This window comes from Curtobacterium sp. MCSS17_005 (assembly GCF_003234225.2).
In the GTDB taxonomy this organism is placed as follows: Bacteria; Actinomycetota; Actinomycetes; order Actinomycetales; family Microbacteriaceae; genus Curtobacterium; species Curtobacterium flaccumfaciens.
Window position 1 is genome coordinate 3,377,064 of record NZ_CP126258.1, and the last position, 19,577, is coordinate 3,396,640.

The 19,577-nt window shown below is 70.5% G+C and carries 20 protein-coding genes; 10 read left to right on the plus strand and 10 right to left on the minus strand.

The window, feature by feature from the left end; all coding sequences use genetic code 11:
- Positions 1-374: 374 nt before the first annotated feature.
- From rlmB to DEJ20_RS16130, 4 genes are all read right to left on the minus strand, one after another.
- Complete coding sequence (gene rlmB / locus DEJ20_RS16115; RefSeq protein WP_111235669.1) at positions 375-1,385, minus strand: 23S rRNA (guanosine(2251)-2'-O)-methyltransferase RlmB; 1,011 nt, start codon at positions 1,383-1,385, stop codon at positions 375-377.
- 28 nt (positions 1,386-1,413) lie between these two features.
- The gene (cysS, locus tag DEJ20_RS16120) at positions 1,414-2,823 is read right to left on the minus strand and encodes a cysteine--tRNA ligase (protein WP_111235668.1); all 1,410 of its coding nucleotides are present in this window, start codon (positions 2,821-2,823) and stop codon (positions 1,414-1,416) included.
- A 32-nt stretch (positions 2,824-2,855) separates the two neighbouring features.
- The gene (gene ispD, locus DEJ20_RS16125; RefSeq protein WP_111235667.1) at positions 2,856-4,058 is read right to left on the minus strand and encodes a 2-C-methyl-D-erythritol 4-phosphate cytidylyltransferase; all 1,203 of its coding nucleotides are present in this window, start codon (positions 4,056-4,058) and stop codon (positions 2,856-2,858) included.
- Between the two features lie 61 nt (positions 4,059-4,119).
- Positions 4,120-4,602 (minus strand): CarD family transcriptional regulator, encoded by a 483-nt coding sequence (locus tag DEJ20_RS16130; protein ID WP_017888066.1) that lies wholly within the window; start codon positions 4,600-4,602, stop codon positions 4,120-4,122.
- Between the two features lie 159 nt (positions 4,603-4,761).
- Here DEJ20_RS16130 and DEJ20_RS16135 point away from each other — a divergent pair, with 159 nt between their 5' ends.
- A complete protein-coding gene (locus DEJ20_RS16135) occupies positions 4,762-5,400 on the plus strand; it encodes a hypothetical protein (protein WP_111235666.1) in 639 nt (212 codons plus the stop codon).
- A gap of 96 nt (positions 5,401-5,496) precedes the next feature.
- Here DEJ20_RS16135 and DEJ20_RS16140 read toward each other — a convergent pair whose 3' ends face one another.
- Positions 5,497-6,177 (minus strand): response regulator, encoded by a 681-nt coding sequence (locus DEJ20_RS16140; RefSeq protein WP_027466611.1) that lies wholly within the window; start codon positions 6,175-6,177, stop codon positions 5,497-5,499.
- Positions 6,174-7,340 carry a sensor histidine kinase gene (locus tag DEJ20_RS16145; RefSeq protein WP_071404724.1) on the minus strand — a complete coding sequence of 389 codons (1,167 nt, stop codon included), beginning with the start codon at positions 7,338-7,340 and terminating at the stop codon, positions 6,174-6,176. Before DEJ20_RS16145 ends, DEJ20_RS16140 begins: the two co-directional genes overlap by 4 nt.
- Positions 7,341-7,486: 146 nt before the next feature.
- Between DEJ20_RS16145 and phoU the strand changes: the two genes are divergently transcribed.
- Positions 7,487-8,155: a phosphate signaling complex protein PhoU gene (phoU, locus tag DEJ20_RS16150; protein WP_111235665.1), complete on the plus strand. Its 669-nt coding sequence runs from the start codon at positions 7,487-7,489 to the stop codon at positions 8,153-8,155.
- A 48-nt stretch (positions 8,156-8,203) separates the two neighbouring features.
- Positions 8,204-8,752 (plus strand): P-loop nucleotide/nucleoside kinase family protein, encoded by a 549-nt coding sequence (locus DEJ20_RS16155; protein WP_111235664.1) that lies wholly within the window; start codon positions 8,204-8,206, stop codon positions 8,750-8,752.
- Positions 8,753-8,845: 93 nt separating this feature from the next.
- Here DEJ20_RS16155 and DEJ20_RS16160 read toward each other — a convergent pair whose 3' ends face one another.
- Positions 8,846-9,592 carry a phosphoglyceromutase gene (locus DEJ20_RS16160; RefSeq protein ID WP_071244006.1) on the minus strand — a complete coding sequence of 249 codons (747 nt, stop codon included), beginning with the start codon at positions 9,590-9,592 and terminating at the stop codon, positions 8,846-8,848.
- A gap of 44 nt (positions 9,593-9,636) precedes the next feature.
- On the opposite strand from DEJ20_RS16160, the gene DEJ20_RS16165 reads away from it, so the two are divergent.
- Complete coding sequence (locus tag DEJ20_RS16165) at positions 9,637-10,410, plus strand: class I SAM-dependent methyltransferase (protein ID WP_111235663.1); 774 nt, start codon at positions 9,637-9,639, stop codon at positions 10,408-10,410.
- Positions 10,411-10,424: 14 nt separating this feature from the next.
- Here the strand turns inward: DEJ20_RS16165 and ygfZ are convergent, their stop codons facing one another.
- The 3 genes from ygfZ to DEJ20_RS16180 all read right to left on the minus strand — a co-directional run bounded on the left by ygfZ (position 10,425) and on the right by DEJ20_RS16180 (position 12,527).
- Positions 10,425-11,507 (minus strand): CAF17-like 4Fe-4S cluster assembly/insertion protein YgfZ, encoded by a 1,083-nt coding sequence (gene ygfZ / locus DEJ20_RS16170; RefSeq protein WP_111235662.1) that lies wholly within the window; start codon positions 11,505-11,507, stop codon positions 10,425-10,427.
- Positions 11,507-12,109 (minus strand): heme-binding beta-barrel domain-containing protein, encoded by a 603-nt coding sequence (locus DEJ20_RS16175; RefSeq protein ID WP_027466617.1) that lies wholly within the window; start codon positions 12,107-12,109, stop codon positions 11,507-11,509. The genes ygfZ and DEJ20_RS16175 overlap by 1 nt, the downstream gene beginning before the upstream one ends.
- A gap of 136 nt (positions 12,110-12,245) precedes the next feature.
- Positions 12,246-12,527, minus strand: a complete 282-nt coding sequence (locus tag DEJ20_RS16180) for a hypothetical protein (RefSeq protein ID WP_146238581.1) — start codon at positions 12,525-12,527, stop codon at positions 12,246-12,248.
- Between the two features lie 137 nt (positions 12,528-12,664).
- Here DEJ20_RS16180 and DEJ20_RS16185 point away from each other — a divergent pair, with 137 nt between their 5' ends.
- From DEJ20_RS16185 to DEJ20_RS16210, 6 genes are all read left to right on the plus strand, one after another.
- Positions 12,665-13,348, plus strand: a complete 684-nt coding sequence (locus tag DEJ20_RS16185; protein WP_017888078.1) for a response regulator transcription factor — start codon at positions 12,665-12,667, stop codon at positions 13,346-13,348.
- Positions 13,348-14,184, plus strand: coding sequence for a mycothiol synthase (gene mshD / locus DEJ20_RS16190; RefSeq protein ID WP_111235660.1), 837 nt, complete (start codon positions 13,348-13,350; stop codon positions 14,182-14,184). The genes DEJ20_RS16185 and mshD overlap by 1 nt, the downstream gene beginning before the upstream one ends.
- An 83-nt stretch (positions 14,185-14,267) precedes the next feature.
- Positions 14,268-14,861, plus strand: coding sequence for a hypothetical protein (locus DEJ20_RS16195; RefSeq protein ID WP_111235659.1), 594 nt, complete (start codon positions 14,268-14,270; stop codon positions 14,859-14,861).
- Positions 14,862-14,977: 116 nt separating this feature from the next.
- On the plus strand, positions 14,978-17,143 hold the full coding sequence (locus tag DEJ20_RS16200; RefSeq protein WP_071404719.1) for an RNA degradosome polyphosphate kinase: 2,166 nt from the start codon (positions 14,978-14,980) through the stop codon (positions 17,141-17,143).
- Positions 17,140-18,087 (plus strand): NUDIX hydrolase, encoded by a 948-nt coding sequence (locus DEJ20_RS16205; protein ID WP_071404718.1) that lies wholly within the window; start codon positions 17,140-17,142, stop codon positions 18,085-18,087. Before DEJ20_RS16200 ends, DEJ20_RS16205 begins: the two co-directional genes overlap by 4 nt.
- Before the next feature lie 372 nt (positions 18,088-18,459).
- Entirely contained in the window at positions 18,460-19,566 is a 1,107-nt protein-coding gene (locus DEJ20_RS16210) for a phosphate ABC transporter substrate-binding protein PstS (RefSeq protein ID WP_111235658.1), read from the plus strand.
- Positions 19,567-19,577 lie beyond the last annotated feature (11 nt).

The following is a 19,577-nucleotide window of genomic DNA, read 5'->3' on the forward strand; positions in this document are numbered from 1 at the left end:
TGCGGCGTCGCGCAGCGACGACTCGTGACCACACGGCGGACACCAGCCGACGTGTCCTGACCGTTCGGGGGTCGAGAACGCGACCGACTGGAGGCCCGGCCCACGTCCCGGAGACCGGCGCTGGCCCTCCAGACCGTCACGCCCAGCCCGCCGGTGGTGACATCCGACGTCGAGCGGTCACGACACCCCGCCGGGCGAAGGTCGACCGGTCACGGACTGTCACCTGCGGCGTCGCCCAGCGACGACGCGTGACCGCACGGCAGGCACCAGCCGACGTGTCCTGACCCTTCGAGCCCGCCTCAGCCAGCACCGTGAGCAAGAATGGTCGCCTCCCGCTCGGGGAGGCGACCATTCCTGCGCACGAAGTGCTGCGGCTACGCGGTGCGACGGCGCCGCGCGACCTCCCACAGGGTGACGCTCGCGGCGATGCCGGCGTTCAGGGACTCGGTGGCGCTCGAGATCGGGATCGACACGATGGCGTCGCAGGTCTCGGTGACCAGGCGCGACAGGCCCTTGCCCTCGGACCCGACGACGATCACGATCGGACGGTCGGCGAGTTCGAGGCCGTCGAGCTCCACGTCGCCGTCGCCGTCCAGGCCGAGGACGAACAGGCCCATCGACTTGAGCGACTTCAGGGTCTGCGTGAGGTTCGGGGCCATCGCGACGGGGGTGCGTGCGGCGGCACCGGCCGAGGTCTTCCACGCCGACGCCGTCACACCGACCGAACGACGCTGCGGCACGATGACACCGTGTCCGCCGAAGGCCGCGGTCGAGCGGATGATCGCGCCGAGGTTGCGGGGGTCCGTGATGCCGTCGAGCGCGACGAGCAGCGGGACCTGGTCGCGCGAGAACGCCTGCTCGACGATGTCCTCGGCCACGGCGTACTGGTAGGCCGGCACCTTGAGGGCGACGCCCTGGTGCACGCTGTCGTGTCCGGTGATGCGGTCGAGCTCGGGACGCATGAGCTCGATGATCGGCACGCCTCGGTGGTTGGCGAGCGCGAGGATCTCCTTGACGCGGTCGTCGACCTCGATGCGCGACGCGATGTAGAGCGTCGACGACGGGGTCTTCGTCCGCAGGGCCTCGAGCACGGAATTGCGCCCGGTCACCAACTCGGAGTCGTCGGTCTTGCGTGCCGGCGGACGGCCCGTCCGACCCTGCGGGGTGCTCGAGGAACCGTGACGGCCCTTGGCGGCCTCGAAGCGCTCCTTCGCGGCCTTGCGCTTGCCCGCGGGGTGGTACGGGCGGTCCTCGGCCTTCGGGGTCGGCTTGCGGCCCTCGAGCGCCTGGGCGCCCTGCCCGCCGGAACCGACCTGCTTGTTGCCCTTGCGACCGGAGCGGACGGCGCCGGGCCGACCCTTCTTGCTTCCCGAGACGTTCTTCATGCGTAGCTCCTGTTCGGCACTGCCGTGTTCAGGCGATGCTCCAGCGTGTTCCGGACGGCGTGTCCTCGATCGTGATGCCCGCGGCGGCGAGGTCGTCGCGCACGCGGTCGGCCGCGGTGAAGTCCCGTGCTGCCCTGGCGTCCGCGCGCTCCTGCACGAGGCGTTCGACGAGGGCGGCGAGCGGGCCTGCCGAGGTGTCCTGGCCGCCGCCCGACCAGTGGGCGGCTCGCGGGTCGATGCCGAGCACCTCCACCATCGCAGCCACCTGATGGTACGCGGTCCCGAGCGTTTCCGCATCGTCGGCGTCCAGGGCGGCGTTGCCGGTGCGCACGGTCTCGTGCAGCACGGCCAGGGCCTGGGGCACGGAGAGGTCGTCGTCCATGGCCGCGGCGAAGGCTTCGGGCACGGCCGGGGCGTCGGCGAGGTGGACGCCCTCGAGCCGGGTCTCGGCGCGCTCGAGGAACCCGGCGATGCGGTCGTACGCCGCCTCGGCCTCGGCCAGGGAACCCTCGTGGTGGTCGATCGACGAGCGGTAGTGGGCGGCACCGAGGAAGTACCGGACGACGGCGGGACGAGCGGATCCGAGGAAGTCCGCCGCGAAGATCGAGTTGCCGAGCGACTTCGACATCTTCTGCCCCTCGACCGTCACCAGGCCGTTGTGCAGCCAGTACGACGCGAACGGGTCCCCGGCGGCCGTGGACTGCGCGAGCTCGTTCTCGTGGTGCGGGAAGCGCAGGTCGAGCCCGCCGCCGTGGATGTCGAACGCGGGGCCGAGGTACCGACGGGACATCGCCGAGCACTCGATGTGCCAGCCCGGACGGCCGGCGCCCCACGGGGAGTCCCAGTTGGCCGTCGACGGCTCGCCGGGCTTCGCACCCTTCCAGAGCGCGAAGTCACGGGCGTCGCGCTTGCCACGCGGATCGGCGTCGGCGGCCTCGACCATGTCCTCGCGCCGCTGCCGGGTGAGCACCCCGTAGTCGGCCCAGCTGCCGGTGTCGAAGTAGACGTCACCCGAGCCGTCGTCGGCGGCGTAGGCGTGCCCACGGTCGATGAGGCGCTGGATGATCTCGTGCATCTGCGGCACGCTCGCCGTGGCCCGCGGCTCGTAGGTCGGGGGCAGGATGCCGAGGGCGTTGTACGCAGCCGTGAACTCGAGCTCGACCCGGTAGGCGCGGGCGAACCACTCCTCGTCGGTGCCGGCCGCCAGGTCGAGGACCTTGTCGTCGATGTCGGTGACGTTGCGCACCAGCGTCACCCGGTACCCGCGGTGGGTGAGCCACCGGCGCCAGATGTCGTAGACGAGCGCGGACCGCAGGTGCCCGATGTGCGGCGACGACTGCACCGTCGGACCACAGACGTAGACGCTCACGTGTCCGTCGACCAGGGGCACGAGGTCGACGACGGCTGCGGCGCGGGAGTCGTAGAGGCGAACGGTCACGCCTCAACCCTAATCGGCGCGGGGCCGCGGTTTCAGGAGGGACGCACGAGTGCCGTGGCGATCGCCGCGAGCCCCTCGCCACGGCCGGTGAACCCGAGCCCGTCGGTCGTCGTGCCGGACACGGCGACGGGCGCGCCGACGACCGCGGACAGGGCGTCCTGCATCTCGTCACGGCGACGACCGATGCGCGGCCGGTTGCCGATGACCTGCACGGTCACGGACACCGGCACGAGCCCGGCGTCGGCCAGGAGCGCGACCGCGCCGCGGACGAACACGTCCCCCGTGGCGCCGGCGTACTGCGGGTCAGCGGTGCCGAAGCGTCCGCCGATGTCGCCGAGGCCCCCGGCGGAGAGCAGGGCGTCGCACACCGCGTGCGCCACCGCGTCACCGTCGCTGTGCCCGGAGAGGCCGGGTTTGCCGGGGAAGTCGAGCAGCCCGACGCGGCAGGGCGAGGCGTCGTCGAAGGCGTGCACGTCGACCCCGAGCCCGAGTCGGACCGCGACGACAGCGTCCGCCGCGCCAGAACCGGCACCAGCACCAGCACCCGCCTCGGTCCGCGCCCGCACGATCGACTCGGCCCGACCGAGGTCCCACTGCGTCGTGATCTTGAAGGCGTCGGCGTCACCCGACACGAACCGGACGGTGCCGCCGACGGCCTGGAACACCCCGGCATCGTCCGTCTCGGACTGCGACGACACCGCGTACGCCCGCCGCAGTGCCGCGAGCGGGAAGCCCTGCGGCGTCTGCACCCCGACGAGCGCCGCACGGTCGACGGTCTCGACGACGACGTCACCGTCGACCCGCTTCACCGTGTCCGTGACGGGGAGCGCCGGCACGACGCCCGCGCCGTCACCGGCGGCGACGGCGTCGAACACCCGTGAGAACTGTGCCGCGGGCGTGAGGCACCGCGCCGCGTCGTGCACGAGCACCGTGGTGACGGAGTCCGGCAGGACGGCCAGGCCGGCCTCGACCGAACCGTGGCGATCCGCGCCTCCGGCCACGACGGCCGTGTACGCGACCGCAGCACCCGCGACCGAACCGACCACCTGCCGGCACTCGTCCAGGTGCGACGCCGGTGCGACCACGACGACGAGCGTCGGTGACGGCAGCGCGAACAGGGGTTCGAGCGCCCGCGCGAGCATCAGCGAACCGGCCACGGGCACGAACGCCTTCGCGGTCCCGATGCCGAGCCGGGTGCCGGAGCCCGCCGCAACGACGACGACCGCCCGGTCCACCCCTTCGGGGAACCGTGCGGTCGTCGTTCGTGCTGTCGTGTTCAGTGCGCTGTCGTCAGGCTCAGGAAGCCAGGACCTCGTCGAGGACGGTCGATGCCTTGTCCTCGTCGGTCTTCTCGGCCAGCGCGAGCTCGGAGATCAGGATCTGCCGGGCCTTGGCCAGCATCCGCTTCTCACCCGCGGAGAGCCCGCGGTCCTGATCGCGTCGCCAGAGGTCACGGACGACCTCGGACACCTTGATGACGTCACCGGAAGCGAGCTTCTCGAGGTTCGCCTTGTAGCGGCGTGACCAGTTGGTGGGCTCTTCCGTGAACGGCGCCCGGAGGACCTCGAACACCTTGTCGAGTCCTTCCTTGCCGATCACGTCGCGGACGCCGACCAGGTCGACGTTGTCCGCCGGGACCTCGATCGTCAGGTCACCCTGCGTCACCCGCAGCTTCAGGTAGACCTTTTCCTCGCCCTTGATGACGCGAGTCTTGACTTCAGAGATGGTTGCCGCCCCGTGATGGGGGTAGACGACGGTCTCGCCGACCTCGAATTGCATGTATCAGGCTCCGTTCCCAGACATCCAGTTTACCACAAGGGCTGTTCCGGTAAGGGGACCCTCAACGCTCACCCCTCCCGGTGATCGCTAGGATGGGCGCGGGGACCGCCCGGTCCTCATCGTGACTTACGGAGGAATCTCTTGCGACCTCGGGTACTCGTGTCCGTCGCCGTTGCGGCAACCATCGCGCTCGGCGCCACCGGGTGCGAGTTCATGTCGCCGGCCCACACCGTCGACATCAAGCAGATCACCGACGGCGTGGACGTCTCGACCGGCAAGGTCGACGTGCGGAACGCCCTCCTGATCTCGGACGACGGTGCGAGCGCCCGCTTCATCGGCACGCTCGTGAACAACGACGACCAGGACGACTACACCGTCTCGATCGAGATCGGCGGCGACACCCAGACCGTCGACGTGCCGGCGAACACCCACGTCGACCTCGCCATGGCCGCGGGTGCAGGCAGCGACGACGAGTCGAGCGTGCAAGAGGGCGACACGACGCAGGGCACCACCGCCGGTGACGCCGAGCCGATCGTGTTCGACGACGCGGACGCGGAGCCCGGTTCGCTCGTCAAGGTCTACTTCAGCTACCCCGACGCCGAGGGTGTCTCGGCGAACGTGCCGGTGCTGACGAGCTCGCAGGAGGAGTACCAGACCCTCGCGCCGAGCCCGACCCCGACGCCCACCTCGACGTCGCCGTCCGAGAGCGGCGCACAGTCGACCGGCGAGGCCGTCCCCGGCACGCAGCCGACCGACTCGCAGACGGATTCGTCCGAGGGCGACAACGGCACCAACTGACGCCGACGGGCGCGGCTGACACCGCGCCCGGATCGTTCGCACAGGAGGCCCGGTGCGAGTCCCGAGGACTCGCACCGGGCCTCCCGTCCGTACGCCTCAGGCCTCGATGCGGTACCCGAGACCGCGGACCGTCACCAGGATCTCGGGGGTCGACGGGACCCGCTCGATCTTCGAGCGGATGCGCTTGATGTGCACGTCGAGGGTCTTGGTGTCGCCGAAGTAGTCGGAACCCCACACCCGGTCGATGAGCTGCCCGCGGGTCAGCACGCGCCCGGCGTTCCGGAGCAGCAGCTCGAGGAGCTCGAACTCCTTGAGCGGCATCGGGGTCTCGGACCCGTCGACCGACACCGTGTGCCGCTCGACGTCCATCCGGATGCCGCCGACCTGCAGGATCCCGCTGTCCGCCGGGTCGTCCTCGGTCCGGCGACGGAGCACGGCACGGATCCGGGCCAGGAGCTCTCGGGTCGAGTACGGCTTCGTCACGTAGTCGTCGGCGCCGAGCTCGAGCCCGACGACGATGTCCACCTCCGAGTCCTTCGCGGTCAGCATGATGATCGGCGCGTTCGACCGGGTCCGGATCTGCCGGCACACCTCGGTGCCGCTCAGGCCCGGCAGCATGAGGTCGAGGAGCACCAGGTCGGGGTTCTCCGCGTCGAACTTCGACAGCGCGGTCACGCCGTCTGCAGCGACGGAGGTCTCGTACCCCTCACGCTGCAGCAGGAACTCCAGGGGCTCGCTCAGGGCCGGCTCGTCGTCGACGATGAGGATCTTGGTCACGATGGCTGCTCTTCCAGTTGCTCTTCGAGTGCTGTGGTCAGTTCGGGATCTGCCTCGGGCAGACGGATGGTGAAGGTCGAACCCTTGCCGGGCTGCGACCAGACGCGCACGTCGCCACCGTGGTTGCTGACGACGTGCTTGACGATCGCGAGCCCGAGGCCGGTGCCCCCCGTGGCGCGCGACCGTGCGGGATCGACACGGTAGAACCGTTCGAAGACGCGGTCGAGGTCGGCCTCGGGGATGCCGACACCCTGGTCGGTGATGGCGATCTCGACGAAGCCCTTCGACGACCGGACGCCCACGCCCACGCGGGTGTTGTCCGGCGAGTACTTCACCGCGTTGGCGATGAGGTTCGACACCGCGACCTGCAGCAGCCCCCGGTCGCCCATCACCCGCAGCTTCGACTTCTTGGCGCGGATGATCTCGATCGAGCGGGCGCGGGCGACGACCTCGTTCGCGTCGATGGCGGCCTGCACGATCTTGTCGATGCCGGTCTCCTCGCTGTTCTCGAGCGCGTCGACGGACTGCAGCCGGGACAGCTCGATGATGTCCTTCGTCAAGGCCCCGAGCCGCTCGGACTCGGTGATGAGCTGCGCGGCGAACTTCTTCACGTGCACGGGGTCGTCGGCGGCGAGGACGAGGGTCTCGGACAGCAGGCCGATGGCGCCGATCGGCGTCTTCAGCTCGTGCGAGATGTTGGCGACGAAGTCGCGGCGGACCTCGTCGATGCGCCGGCTCTCGGTCAGGTCGTCCGCCGTGAGCAGGACGTACCGGTTGCCGAGCTGGGCGGCACGGAAGCTGAGGTAGCCGATGAGCTCCCCGTGGCGGCCGCGCGGCAGCTCGAGGTCCTCCGACCCCATCTCCCCGCTCTTGCGCACCCGGTCGATGAGCTCGAGCAGCTCGTGGTGCACCAGGCGCCGGCGCACGACGAGCCCCGCCGTGAGGGCCTGGGGGGATGCCGCGACGACGGTGTTCGACGGGTCGATGACGACCGCCGGGTTGTGCATCGTCGCGATGACCGCTGCGACGCCGTCCGGCAGGGTCCGCTCCGCCACGTCGGCAGCACGTGCCGTCCGCTCGGCGGTGATGATCAGCACCACGACGCCCGCGCCGAAGACCCCGCCGAGGAGCATCGACAGTGGCACGAGCCACGCGTTGTCCATGCCGCCAGTGTAGGGATGGTCATGCGGGGTTCCGGTACCGTTCACCGTCTGCGGAAGGCCAGAACGCGAAGCGTTCAGCCCCGCGTCACCGTTCGTTCACCTGGGCTGACGACACTCGTCCGGTACGCAGAGAGAGGTACTCCCCCATGCGCGAAGTCTTCCAGCAGGAACTCCAGGACGTCCAGGAGCGACTGACCGAGATCGCCGGGCTCGTCGAGTCCGCCATCACCCGAGCCACGCAGGCCTTCAGCGACTCCGACGTCGCCCTCGCCGAAGAGGTGATCGCCGACGACGAGAAGATCGACCTCGCCGCGAACAGCCTCGACGAGATCGCGATCGACATCCTCGCCCGCCAGGCACCGGTGGCGCGCGACCTGCGCGTCGTCGTCACGGCCCTGCGCGTCAGCTCCTCGCTCGAGCGCATGGGCGACATGGCCGAGCACATCGCGCAGCTCGCCCGCCAGCGCTTCCCCGAGAAGGTCGTGCCGAAGGGCCTGCGCAGCACGTTCAAGGAGATGGGCCGGCACGACGTCGCGATGGCGCAGAAGCTGACGCGGCTGCTCGCCACCGAGGACATCGCGCTGTCGGCCGAGATCCGCGACGAGGACGACGCCGTCGACGAGCTGCACGCCAGCGTCTTCGACTTCGTGCTCGGCGAGGCCTGGAAGGGCGCTCCGATCGACACCGTCGACGCCACCCTGGCCTCCCGCTACCACGAGCGCTTCGCCGACCACGCCGTCTCGATCGCGAAGAAGGTCGAGTACCTGGCGACGGGCGACTGGACCGGCGCGTCCACCTCGACCGCGGCGGTCTGACCCGACCCATCGTCTGACCCGGCCCGATCGGTCTGCGAGGATCGTGGCATGGCCCAGGTCGCGATCATCGTCAACGGCATGCCCGGTTCCGGCAAGAGCAGCATCGGCACGGCACTCGCCGAGGTGCTCGGTTGCCCGTTCCTGTCGAAGGACCGCATCAAGGAGCCCCTCGCCGACGTCGTCGGCCCGATGATCGCCTCGCGGCCGCTCGGCGGCATCGCGATGGACACGATGTGGTCCATGGCGCGGGCCGTCGAGAACGGGGTCGTCCTCGACGCCGTCTGGCTGCCGTCGCGTGACCGGGACCTCCTGGAGGCCGGACTCGCGTCCGCCGGGTCGCCTCGCGCCGTCGAGGTGTGGTGCGACACGGACCGCGCCACCGCCGAGCAGCGGCTGCGCGACCGGTACGACCCGGGCACCGTGCCGGTGCGGCACGAGGTGCACGGGGACCTGGCCGACGTGCTGGCCTTCTGGGACGAGCACGGCGACGACGCCCGGCCCGTCGGGCTGCGCGGCGTCCCGGTGATCCGGGTCGACACGACGAAGCCCTACGACGTCGGCGCCCTGGTGCAGGAGATCGCGTCGCACTTCGTCTGACCGTCACGCTCCGCGTGGTCGGGTGTCGTCTGCCCGGACGCAGCGAAGGCCGCAGCCCCGTCGGGGCTGCGGCCTTCGTCGTTCGCGTGGGTGCTACTTCTTGGCGCCCTGGGCGGCGACGGCGGCGGCGCCGGCTGCGGCGGCCTCGGGGTCCAGGTAGTACGCGGGCTTCGTCGGCGTGAAGTCGTCGTCGAGCTCGTACACCAGCGGGATGCCCGTCGGGATGTTCAGCCCGGCGATGTCGTCGTCGGAGATGCCGTCGAGGTGCTTCACGAGCGCACGCAGCGAGTTGCCGTGGGCCGTCACCAGCACGGTCTTGCCGGCGGCGAGGTCCTTCGTGATGTCGGACTCCCAGTACGGCAGCAGGCGGTCGATCACGAGCTTGAGCGACTCGGTGCGGGGCAGCTGGTCGCCGAGCTCGGCGTAGCGGCGGTCACCGAACTGCGACCACTCGGCGTCGTCGGCGATGGGGGGCGGCGGGACGTCGAACGAGCGGCGCCACTCCATGAACTGCTGCTCGCCGTACTCGGCCAGCGTCTGGGCCTTGTCCTTGCCCTGCAGGTCGCCGTAGTGGCGCTCGTTGAGGCGCCAGTCGCGCTTCACCGGCAGCCAGGCCAGGTCGGCCTGCAGCAGCGCGATGTCCGCCGTCTGGATCGCACGGGTCAGGAGCGAGGTGTACAGGACGTCGGGGACGATGCCGGACTCGGCGATGAGGTCGCCGGCGCGCTTCGCCTCCTTCTCGCCCAGCTCGCTGAGCCGGACGTCGACCCAGCCGGTGAACAGGTTCTTCTGGTTCCAGTCACTGTTGCCGTGACGGAGCAGGACGAGCGTGGAGGTCATGCCTCCGAGTCTACCGAGCGGTACCGGCCCCGTACCCTTGACGCATGCCCATCGGGAACGTGACGCGCGGGACGACCGGGTACAACCGGCTCCGCCGCGTCGACCGGTGGATCGCGACCCTGCCGGTGCTGCGCCGGACGGACGACCCGCTCGTCGCCGACGTCGGCTACGGGGCCTCACCGACCACCACTCTCGAGCTGCGCGACCGGCTGGCCGCCGTCCGACCCGACGTCGAGGTGACGGGCATCGAGATCGAGCCCTCGCGGGTCGCGCTCGCGAACGCCGGGACCCGCGACGGCGTGACGTTCCGCCTGGGGGGCTTCGAGACGCCGACACCCGGGCAGCGCCGGCCCGCCGTCATCCGGGCCTTCAACGTGTTGCGGCAGTACGACGAGTCCGCGGTCGTCGGCTCGTGGCGGATCATGCAGGACCGGCTGCAGCCCGGCGGTGCGCTCGTCGAGGGGACCTGCAACGAGGTCGGCCGGGTCGCCTCGTGGGTGACGCTCGACGACGTCGCACCGCAGACCTTCACGGTGTCGCTGCGGCTCGCCGGGCTCGACGTGCCCTCGGTCGTCGCCGAGCGGCTGCCCAAGGCCCTGATCCACCGCAACGTGCCCGGCGAACGGGTGCACGCGTTCCTGCGGGACCTCGACCTGGCGTGGGCGGTCGCGGCACCGCTCGGCACGTACGGGCCCCGGCAGCGGTGGATCGCGGCGGTGCGGGGCATGCGCGACCGCGGGTGGCCGGTGTTGCACGGGGTGACGCGGTGGCGGCTCGGTGAGCTCAGCGTCCCGTGGTCGGCCGTCGAGCCCGCCTGACGACAGGGCGCGGACTAGGAGCGCTTGACGGCTCCGAGGCGGGGCAGTCGCGGGACGTTCGCCGTGGCACCGGCCTCGGGCGGGACGATGGTCTCCTGCGCCGCGGTCACCACGACGTCGTCGGCCTCGAGCCGCAGGGTCGCGGTGGGGTCGAGGGAGCGCTTCACCACGGCGAGCCCGATCGGCCCGAGCTCGTGGTGGATCGCGGACGCCGACAGCCGACCGACCTGCTTGTCGTCGAGCAGCACCGGGGTGCCGGGCGCCGGCAGCACACCGTCGGACCCGTCGAGGTGCAGCAGCACGGCCCGACGCGGCGGGTGCCCGAGGTTGTGGACCTTGGCGACGGTCTCCTGCCCGCGGTAGCAGCCCTTCGACAGGTGCACGGCGGAGCGCAGCCAGTCGAGCTCGTGCGGGATCGTCCGCTCGTCCACGTCGGACAGGGTCGGGCGCCAGGCGGCGATCCTCAGTGCCTCGTACGCGAGCAGCCCCGCGACGGGCACGTCCGACGCGGCGATCGCGGCCGCGGTACCGGAGGTGACCACGGCGATGCGGAGGGTCCAGTCGGAGCCGGGGTGGGCCTCCTGGTCGGCGTAGCCCCATCCGCCGGGCGTGACGGCACCCCACGGGTCGGCCCACTCGGCGACGGGCGGTTCCGGCAGTTCGACGGACGCGAACGGGGCGTCCGCCCCGAACCAGCCGAGGGTGACGAAGTCGTCGGAGCGGTCGGCGACCTCGACCTGGAGCATGAAGCGCATCGAGTCGAGCCACCCGGCGAGCGGCGCAGCGTCAGCGCGCTCGGTGAGCAGCCAGACCGTCGCACCGTCGTCGACGACGCGGGCCGCGTGCTCGACGCGTCCGGCCTGGTCGAGGACGAGCGTCTCGGTGCTGACGCCGGTCGGCAACCCGGTGAGCTGCTGCGAGGTGATCGAGTTGAGCCACGACAACCGGTCCGGTCCGGAGACGGTGACGACACCGAGACCGAGCTCGACGACGGCACGCCCCCGGGTCAGCAGGCGCTGCTCCCCGATCGGGTTGCCGAAGTGCGCGGCGACGGAGTCGGCCGCGACGAAGCCGTCACGCGCGGCGAACGCCGACATCAGTCGACCTTCGCGAGCTGCCCCGAGGCGTGCGAGGTGAGTTCGCGACCGAGCGCGGCGATGTCCCACGCCCAGAAGAGCTTGCCCTCGACCAGCCCGTACAGGCGGGTCGCGGCGGAGTAGTCCTTCGCGTTCGGCGAGCGCAGCACGGCGTCGGTCGACAGGTCGATCCGGCCCTTCAGCACACGGCCGACGTAGAGCTCGTTGACCCCCGTCGGGTGGATGATCGCGGCCTCGACGTCGAAGCCGTCCGTGGTGTTGCGGAGCGCCTCGACGCTCTCGACCGTGCTGAAGGGCGTGGGCCCGTCGCCCAGGAGCATCGCGGGGCCGCGGTCGCCCGGCTCGGTCGGACGGTCGATCCGCCAGTAGCCCATCTCGGCGGCGAGCGGGGTGTGGTCGTCGTCGAGCAGCCAGGTGGTCGACGAGTAGTTCAGGTACGGCAGGCCGTCGTGGCTGAAGCTGACGCGCTGGCCGAACTCGTAGTTCCGGACCTCGTCGTCGTCACCGACCGGGTACTCGACCACACCGGTGCCCTCCCACACGCCGACCAGCCACGACAGCGGGACCAGTTCGGGGGCGAGGCCCTCGGGCAGCTCGATCAACGCTGGCCCTTGAACAGCTTCACGACGACGACGACCGAGATGAACGCGATCGCGAGCGACGCCAGGCCGAGGAGGCCGACGTAGAAGAGCTCGAGCGCAAGCAGCGAATCCATGCTCGGAGTCTACGCGGCTCGGCTCAACGCGCCAGGAGCACCACCGCGGTGACGAGGACCACGACGAACGCCCCGGACGACGCGATGCTGATCCGTTCGACCAGACCGTCCTTGGTGGCGGTGATGAGCTGCAGCACGAAGCTGACCATCACGCAGGCGACGAAGACGAGCAGCAGCCAGGCGAACGCGTCGCGCTCGGCCAGGGTCAGCACGAGCACGGCCCCGACGACCGCCAGCACCCAGACCGGCAGGACGGACGTCAGCCGCAGGCGACGCTGGTCGGTGGGGTGCACGGGCTCGGTCACGCGCTCCATCATGGCAGGGGACGTGCGGAACGCACGCACCGTGCGGTGCGGGATGACGCGCAATCCGTCCGGCCGGATGAGTCCTTCCCGAGCATCACTAGGATGTCTCCACGACGTCATCCACCTCCGGAGGTCCTGTGGCACAGCTCCTGGTACTCACCTCGACCGCGCCCGGAGACGTCCTGCCGAGCCTGGGCCTCCTGAGCCACCGGATCCGCCACGTGCCGGCCGAGGCCGCACAGCTGGTCAACGCCCCGCAGAGCGACCTGATGTTCGTGGACGCCCGCACCGACCTGGTCAGCGCGAAGGCCCTGTGCAAGATCCTCGCCTCGTCGGGGTCGACCACGCCGATCGTGCTCGTCGTCACCGAGGGCGGGCTGACCGCGGTGAACAGCGACTGGAACGTCGACGACGTCGTGCTCGAGAGCGCGGGCCCGGCCGAGATCGACGCCCGCATCCGACTGTCCGCCGGTCGTGCGGCGAAGGGCCAGACCAGCTCGAAGATCCAGGCGTCCGGTGTCGTCATCGACGAGGCCAGCTACTCCGCCAAGGTGCGCGGCCGGCCGCTCGACCTGACGTTCAAGGAGTTCGAGCTCCTGCGCTTCTTCGCCACCCACCCGTCACGCGTCTTCACCCGCGAGCAGCTGCTCAGCGAGGTCTGGGGCTACGACTACTTCGGTGGCACCCGCACGGTCGACGTGCACGTCCGACGGCTGCGTGCCAAGCTCGGCGACCTCGAGTCGCTCATCGGCACCGTCCGCAACGTCGGGTACCGCTTCAACGTCTACGACGACGAGGCCGAGCGCCTGATGGGGCAGTAGTGCTCCCCGATCTCGGCGGCTTCGTCGCCCCCGGCGAGGCTCCCCCGTTCTCCGACCAGACCCTGGTCGACGTCCGCGCGGGGCGCGCGACCGTCCTGACCGTCGACCACGGGGTCGCGGTGGTCCGTGACGGCGAGCTGGAACTCGTCGTCGCCCAGGAGGCCCGTGGCCGGGGCATCGGCACGGCCCTGGTGTCGCAGGCACTCGCGCTGGGCGGCGGGGCCGCTCCCCGGCTCGCGTGGGCGCACGGGGACCACCCGGCAGCGCGTGCGCTGGCTGACCGGTTCGGCTGGCGCGCGGTCCGCACGCTGCTGCAGCTCCGGGCGCCCGTCGCCGAGGTCGATGACGTCGATGACGTCGATGTCGACGTGGCGCTGCCCGACGGCTACTCCCTGTCGGCGTTCCGCCCCGGCACCGACGACGAGACCGACTGGCTCGCGCTGAACGCCGCCGCCTTCGCCCACCACCCCGAGCAGGGGCGGATGACGCTCGACGACCTGCACGCACGCGAAGCCGACGACTGGTTCGCAGGCGAGGACCTGCTGCTGCTCCGCGACGCCTCCGGGCAGCTGGCCGGCTCGTGCTGGCTCAAGGTCGAGGACGGCATCGGCGAGTTCTACGCCGTCGCCGTGCGGCCCGACCTGCAGGGGCAGCGACTCGGCGGTTTGCTCATGCGTGCGGGCACCGCTCGGCTGCGCGGCCGCGGCCTGACCGCCGCCGCGCTGTACGTCGAGGGGGACAACGAGCCGGCGCTGGCGCTGTACCGGCGCTCGCGGTTCACGCAGCACGCGATCGACGTGCAGTACGCGGCACCGGAGCAGGCCGCCGGTCACTGATACGCTCCGCCCGTGATCCAGGGGGACCAGGGCGGATCGCCCATCGAACGACGACGTCCGGACGCACGGTCGGGGGCAGCCCGGTGAACTTCAACCCGTCGCCGGTGTTCCTCGCGATGGCCGCGATGGTCGCCATCCCCGCCGTCGTCACCGCACTCGTCCGCCAGAGCGACCGGAAGCGACCCCCGTCGACGGTCGTCGGGGACGAGGCGTACGGCGTGCTCTTCATCGTCCGCGCTCGCCGGTGGAACTGCCTGCTGCTCCGGATCATCGGGATCGTCTTCATCGTGGTCGGCGGGTTCTTCCTGCTGGGCGCACTCGCCCTGCTCGACGACCCCGACGCGATCGGGATGCTCCTCGGCGGTCTCGGCATCGGGCTGTTCGGGCTGCTGTTCGTCTACCTGGGCGTCGGGCAGAAGCGGCGCCGGGTCGAGGCGTACGACTCGCAGCTGGTCGTCACGCCGATGTTCCGTGCCGCCCGGACCGTCGACCCCGCTGCCATCAAGCACATCCGGCCCACGACGAACCGCTTCGGCGGCCTGGACGTCAAAGTGAACGGCCAGCGCGGGGTGATCAGTGTCCTGTCCATCGATGCCGCCTACCCCGAGTTCTGCGCGTGGCTCGAGCAGCGGGCGCCGGCGCAGTGGGGCGCGTTCGTGCAGGTCTTCGCACGCTGAGCGCAGCACCTCGGTCCGTCGCGGCCGGCCCTCCACAACCGAACGGTTCACCGCCGGTTTCCACAGCGTCCACCGAGGCCCCTCCGATGGCAGGGGCCGGGTGGCAGGATGTGGGGATGGACACCGAACCGCAGCTCGACGGCGAATCCGTCGCACCCGACCTCGACGACTTCGACGAGGTCGTCGAGATCGAGCACGAGTCGCTGCCGACGGACCGCTACTTCGACCGCGAGCTCAGCTGGCTCCGGTTCAACCAGCGCGTGCTCGAGCTGGGCGAAGACCGCACGCAGCCCCTGCTGGAGCGGGCGAACTTCCTGGCGATCTTCGCGTCCAACCTCGACGAGTTCTTCATGGTCCGCGTCGCCGGCCTGAAGCGCCGCATCGACACCGGCATCGCCGTCCCGACCAACGTCGGCCGTGCCCCCAGCGACGTCCTGCGGGACATCGCGAAGAAGGCCCACGAGCTGCAGGACCGGCACGCCCAGGCGTTCATCGGGTCGCTCAAGCCCGACCTCGACGCCGCGGGCATCCACATCGAGCACTGGTCCGACCTCGACGAAGCCGACCGGCAGCGGATGCGGGAGTACTTCAACGAGCAGATCTTCCCGGTGCTCATGCCCCTGGCCGTCGACCCGGCGCACCCGTTCCCCTACATCTCCGGGCTCTCGCTCAACCTGGCGGTGCGGGTCCGCAACCCGAAGTCGCAGCGCCAGGAGTTCGCGCGCCTCAAGGTGCCGCAGAACTTCTCCCGCTTCATCAAGCTCCCCGACGACAACTCCGGCCGGATGCGCTTCATCCCGCTCGAAGACCTCATCGCGAACCACCTCGACGACCTGTTCCCGGGGATGGAGGTCCTCGAGCACCACGTGTTCCGGGTCACCCGCAACGAGGACGTCGAGATCGAGGAGGACGAGGCCGAGAACCTCATCCAGGCGCTCGAGCGCGAGCTCCTGCGCCGTCGGTTCGGTCCGCCGATCCGCCTCGAGATCACCGAGGACATGGACCCGGTGACCCTCGACCTGCTCGTGCGTGAACTCGACATCACCGAGGAAGAGGTCTTCCGGCTGCCGTCGCCGCTCGACCTCGGCGGGCTGTTCGAGATCTCCAAGATCAACCGTCCGGACCTGCACTACCCGAAGCACGTGCCGACCACCCCGGTGCAGTTCCAGCCGGGTGAGCCGAACACCAAGCCGGACCTGTTCCGCGCGATCAAGGCGAACGACGTCCTGGTCCACCACCCCTACGAGTCCTTCGCCACGAGCGTGCAGGCATTCCTCGAGCAGGCCGCGGCCGACCCGAACGTGCTGGCGATCAAGCAGACCCTGTACCGCACCTCCGGCGACAGCCCCATCGTCGAAGCGCTCATCGACGCAGCGGCCGCCGGCAAGCAGGTCCTCGCCCTGGTCGAGATCAAGGCCCGCTTCGACGAGCAGAACAACATCACCTGGGCCCGGAAGCTCGAGAAGGCCGGCGTGCACGTCGTCTACGGCCTGGTCGGGCTGAAGACGCACTCGAAGCTCGTGCTCGTCATCCGGCAAGAGGGCGGGACGCTCAAGCACTACAGCCACATCGGCACGGGTAACTACAACCCGAAGACCTCGCGCATCTACGAGGACATGGGCCTCTTCACCTCGGACGACACCGTGGGCAAGGACCTCACCCGCCTGTTCAACGAGCTGTCCGGCTACGCCATCGAGAAGAAGTTCAAGCGCCTGCTCGTGGCACCGCTGCACCTGCGGAAGGGCCTGCTCAAGCGCATCCAGACCGAGGCCGCCAACGCCCGCGCCGGCAAGCCCTCGGGCATCCGGATCAAGGTCAACTCGATGGTCGACGAACAGATCATCGACGCGCTCTACCTGGCGAGCCAGGCCGGTGTGCCGATCGACGTCTGGGTGCGCGGCATCTGCTCGCTCAAGCCGGGCATGGAAGGCGTCAGTGACACGATCCGCGTGCGGAGCATCGTCGGGCGCTACCTCGAGCACTCCCGTGCGTTCGCGTTCCACAACGACGGCGACCCCGCGGTGTTCATCGGCAGCGCCGACATGATGCACCGCAACCTCGACCGACGCGTCGAGGCGCTCGTGCGGCTGGTCGCCCCGGACCACATCAACGAGGTCCAGGAGATGTTCGACCTGGCGATGGCCGACACCGCCAGCTCGTGGCACCTGGAGTCCGACGGCGAGTGGACACGGCACTCCACGGACGATGCGGGCCGTCCGCTCGAGGACGTGCAGAATGTGACCATGCGGAAGATCTCGGCCCGGAAGCGCTCGACTCGGTGAGCGGCGGTCCCTCGGGCCCCGTCGTCGCTGCGGGTGCGGTCGTCTGGCGCGAACAGGACGGCACACCCCTCGTGCTGCTCATCCACCGCGACCACCACAAGGACGTCTCCCTGCCCAAGGGCAAGGTGGACCCGGGCGAGGCCGTCCCGACGACCGCCGTGCGCGAGATCGACGAGGAGACCGGGTACCGCGTCCACCTCGGCGCACCGCTCGGCACCGCCGAGTACGTGCTGCCGAACGGTCGCGACAAGGTCGTGCACTACTGGGCGGCCCGGGTCTCGGCCAAGGAGTACGCCCGCGCCGGTGCCTTCGTGCCGAACCACGAGGTCGCCGCGCTCGAGTGGGTCACCATCGACGACGCCCGCAACCGCCTGACCTACGAGCGGGACGTCGCGATCCTCGACCGGTTCGCCGAACGCGCCGCCGCCGGACAGCACCGCACGTTCGCCCTGATCACCCTGCGCCACGCGAAGACGGTGCCCGGCTCGGACTGGGACGGCCCCGACGCCACCCGTCCACTGCTGCCCGTCGGCCGTTCGCAGGCCAAGGCCGCCGCGGCACCGGTCGCGGCGTTCGGCCCGAAGAAGATCGTGAGCAGCACGGCGGCGCGGTGCCTCGCGACCGTCGAGCCGCTGTCCGCCGCGACGAAGCTCGGGGTCTCGAGCACCGCCGACATCAGCCAGGACGCCCACGACCGCGGCGCCGCCGACGTCAAGGGCGTCGTCCGGCGCCGACTCGACAAGGGCAAGACCGCCGTGCTCTGCTCGCACGGTCCGGTGCTGCCCGACATCATCGCCCGGATCGCCACGGCGACCGCCGACGACTCCGGCCGCTTCGACCTGCGCCGCGCCGCCATGCTGTCCGTCGGGGACTTCTCCGTCATGCACATCGCCGGGGACACGCTCGTCGCGGTCGAGACGCACCGCAACACGATCCCGGCGTAGCCGGCCACCGCCAGACCGCAGCGCCGGCGGACCACAGCGCCGCCGCACCGCAGTGCCGCCGGACCGCAGCGCAGACGCCCGGTACCCGGCCACACGACGGGGCCGCGCCGCGCCCGGGAACGCGATCCGGGCCTCCCGACCGCTCGTCCGCGATCATGCGTGCGCATCTTCCGAACGAGCGCACAGTGCCCCCGATCCTGCTCCCTGCGCGGGAGCGGCGCACGCCGCCCCGACGTGGACAACCCCTCGTTCACCTCCCGTTCACCAGCGGGGGTGATTGCGGTCACCTCGCGTCCCTACAGTCGCTCCCGGGTCGGCACCGGCCCAGGGACCGCAGTGGTCCCACTGCATTCCATTCCCGAAGGGACCCCTGTGAACATCAAGCGAATCGGTTCGATCGCAGCAATCGCGATCGCCGGCGCAGTCGTGCTCTCCTCCTGCGCGGCGAACGAGGACGCGGGCAGCACCGAGTCCTCCTCCACCAGCGGTAACGACTACTCGAGCCTCTCCGGCACCCTGACCGGCTCCGGCTCGTCGGCACAGCAGACCGCGCAGGCCACCTGGGCCGCCGGTTTCCAGAACGAGGCCTCGGGCGTCACGGTGAACTACACTCCGGACGGCTCGGGCGCCGGCCGCGAGAACTTCATGTCGGGTGCCGCGGACTTCGCCGGCTCCGACGCCGCGCTGAAGGACGAGGAGCTCTCGGGCACCTTCGAGTCCTGCAAGGCGGACACCAAGGGCATCGACATTCCCGTCTACATCTCCCCGATCGCCATCGCGTACAAGGTGGACGGTGTCAGCGACCTGACGCTCGACGCGAAGACCATCGCGGGCATCTTCTCGGGCAAGATCACCAAGTGGGACGACTCGGAGATCGCCGACCTGAACAAGGACGCGAAGCTGCCGGACGCCGACATCACGGTCGTGCACCGCTCCGACGACTCGGGCACCACGCAGAACTTCTCGGAGTACGTCTCCGCGAACGCCTCGGACGTCTGGACCGAAGAGCCCAGCCAGACCTTCCCGTACTCGGTCGGTGACAGCGCGAAGGGCACCTCCGGTGTCGCCTCCGCGATGGGCAACGCCACCAACGCCATCACCTACATCGACGACTCCGGTGCGGGCGACCTCGACCGCGCGAAGCTGATGGTCGGCGACAAGGCGACCGAGATCTCGGCCGACGGTGCCGCGCAGGTCGTCGCCGACTCCGAGATCGCGACCGGCCGCGAGGACAACGACCTCGCGATCGACATCGACCGCAAGGACACCGCTGACGGTGCCTGGCCGCTGGTCCTCGTCTCCTACGCCATCGCGTGCCAGGAGTACAAGGACGCCGACAAGGCCGAGCTCGTGAAGGGCTACCTCGACTACGTCGTCTCGAGCGCCGCTCAGGACGCCGCTGCCAAGGAGGCCAAGTCGGCCGCCCTCTCCTCCGACCTCGCGTCGAAGGCCAAGGACGCGGTCGCTTCCATCAAGTAAGGCCCCCTGAG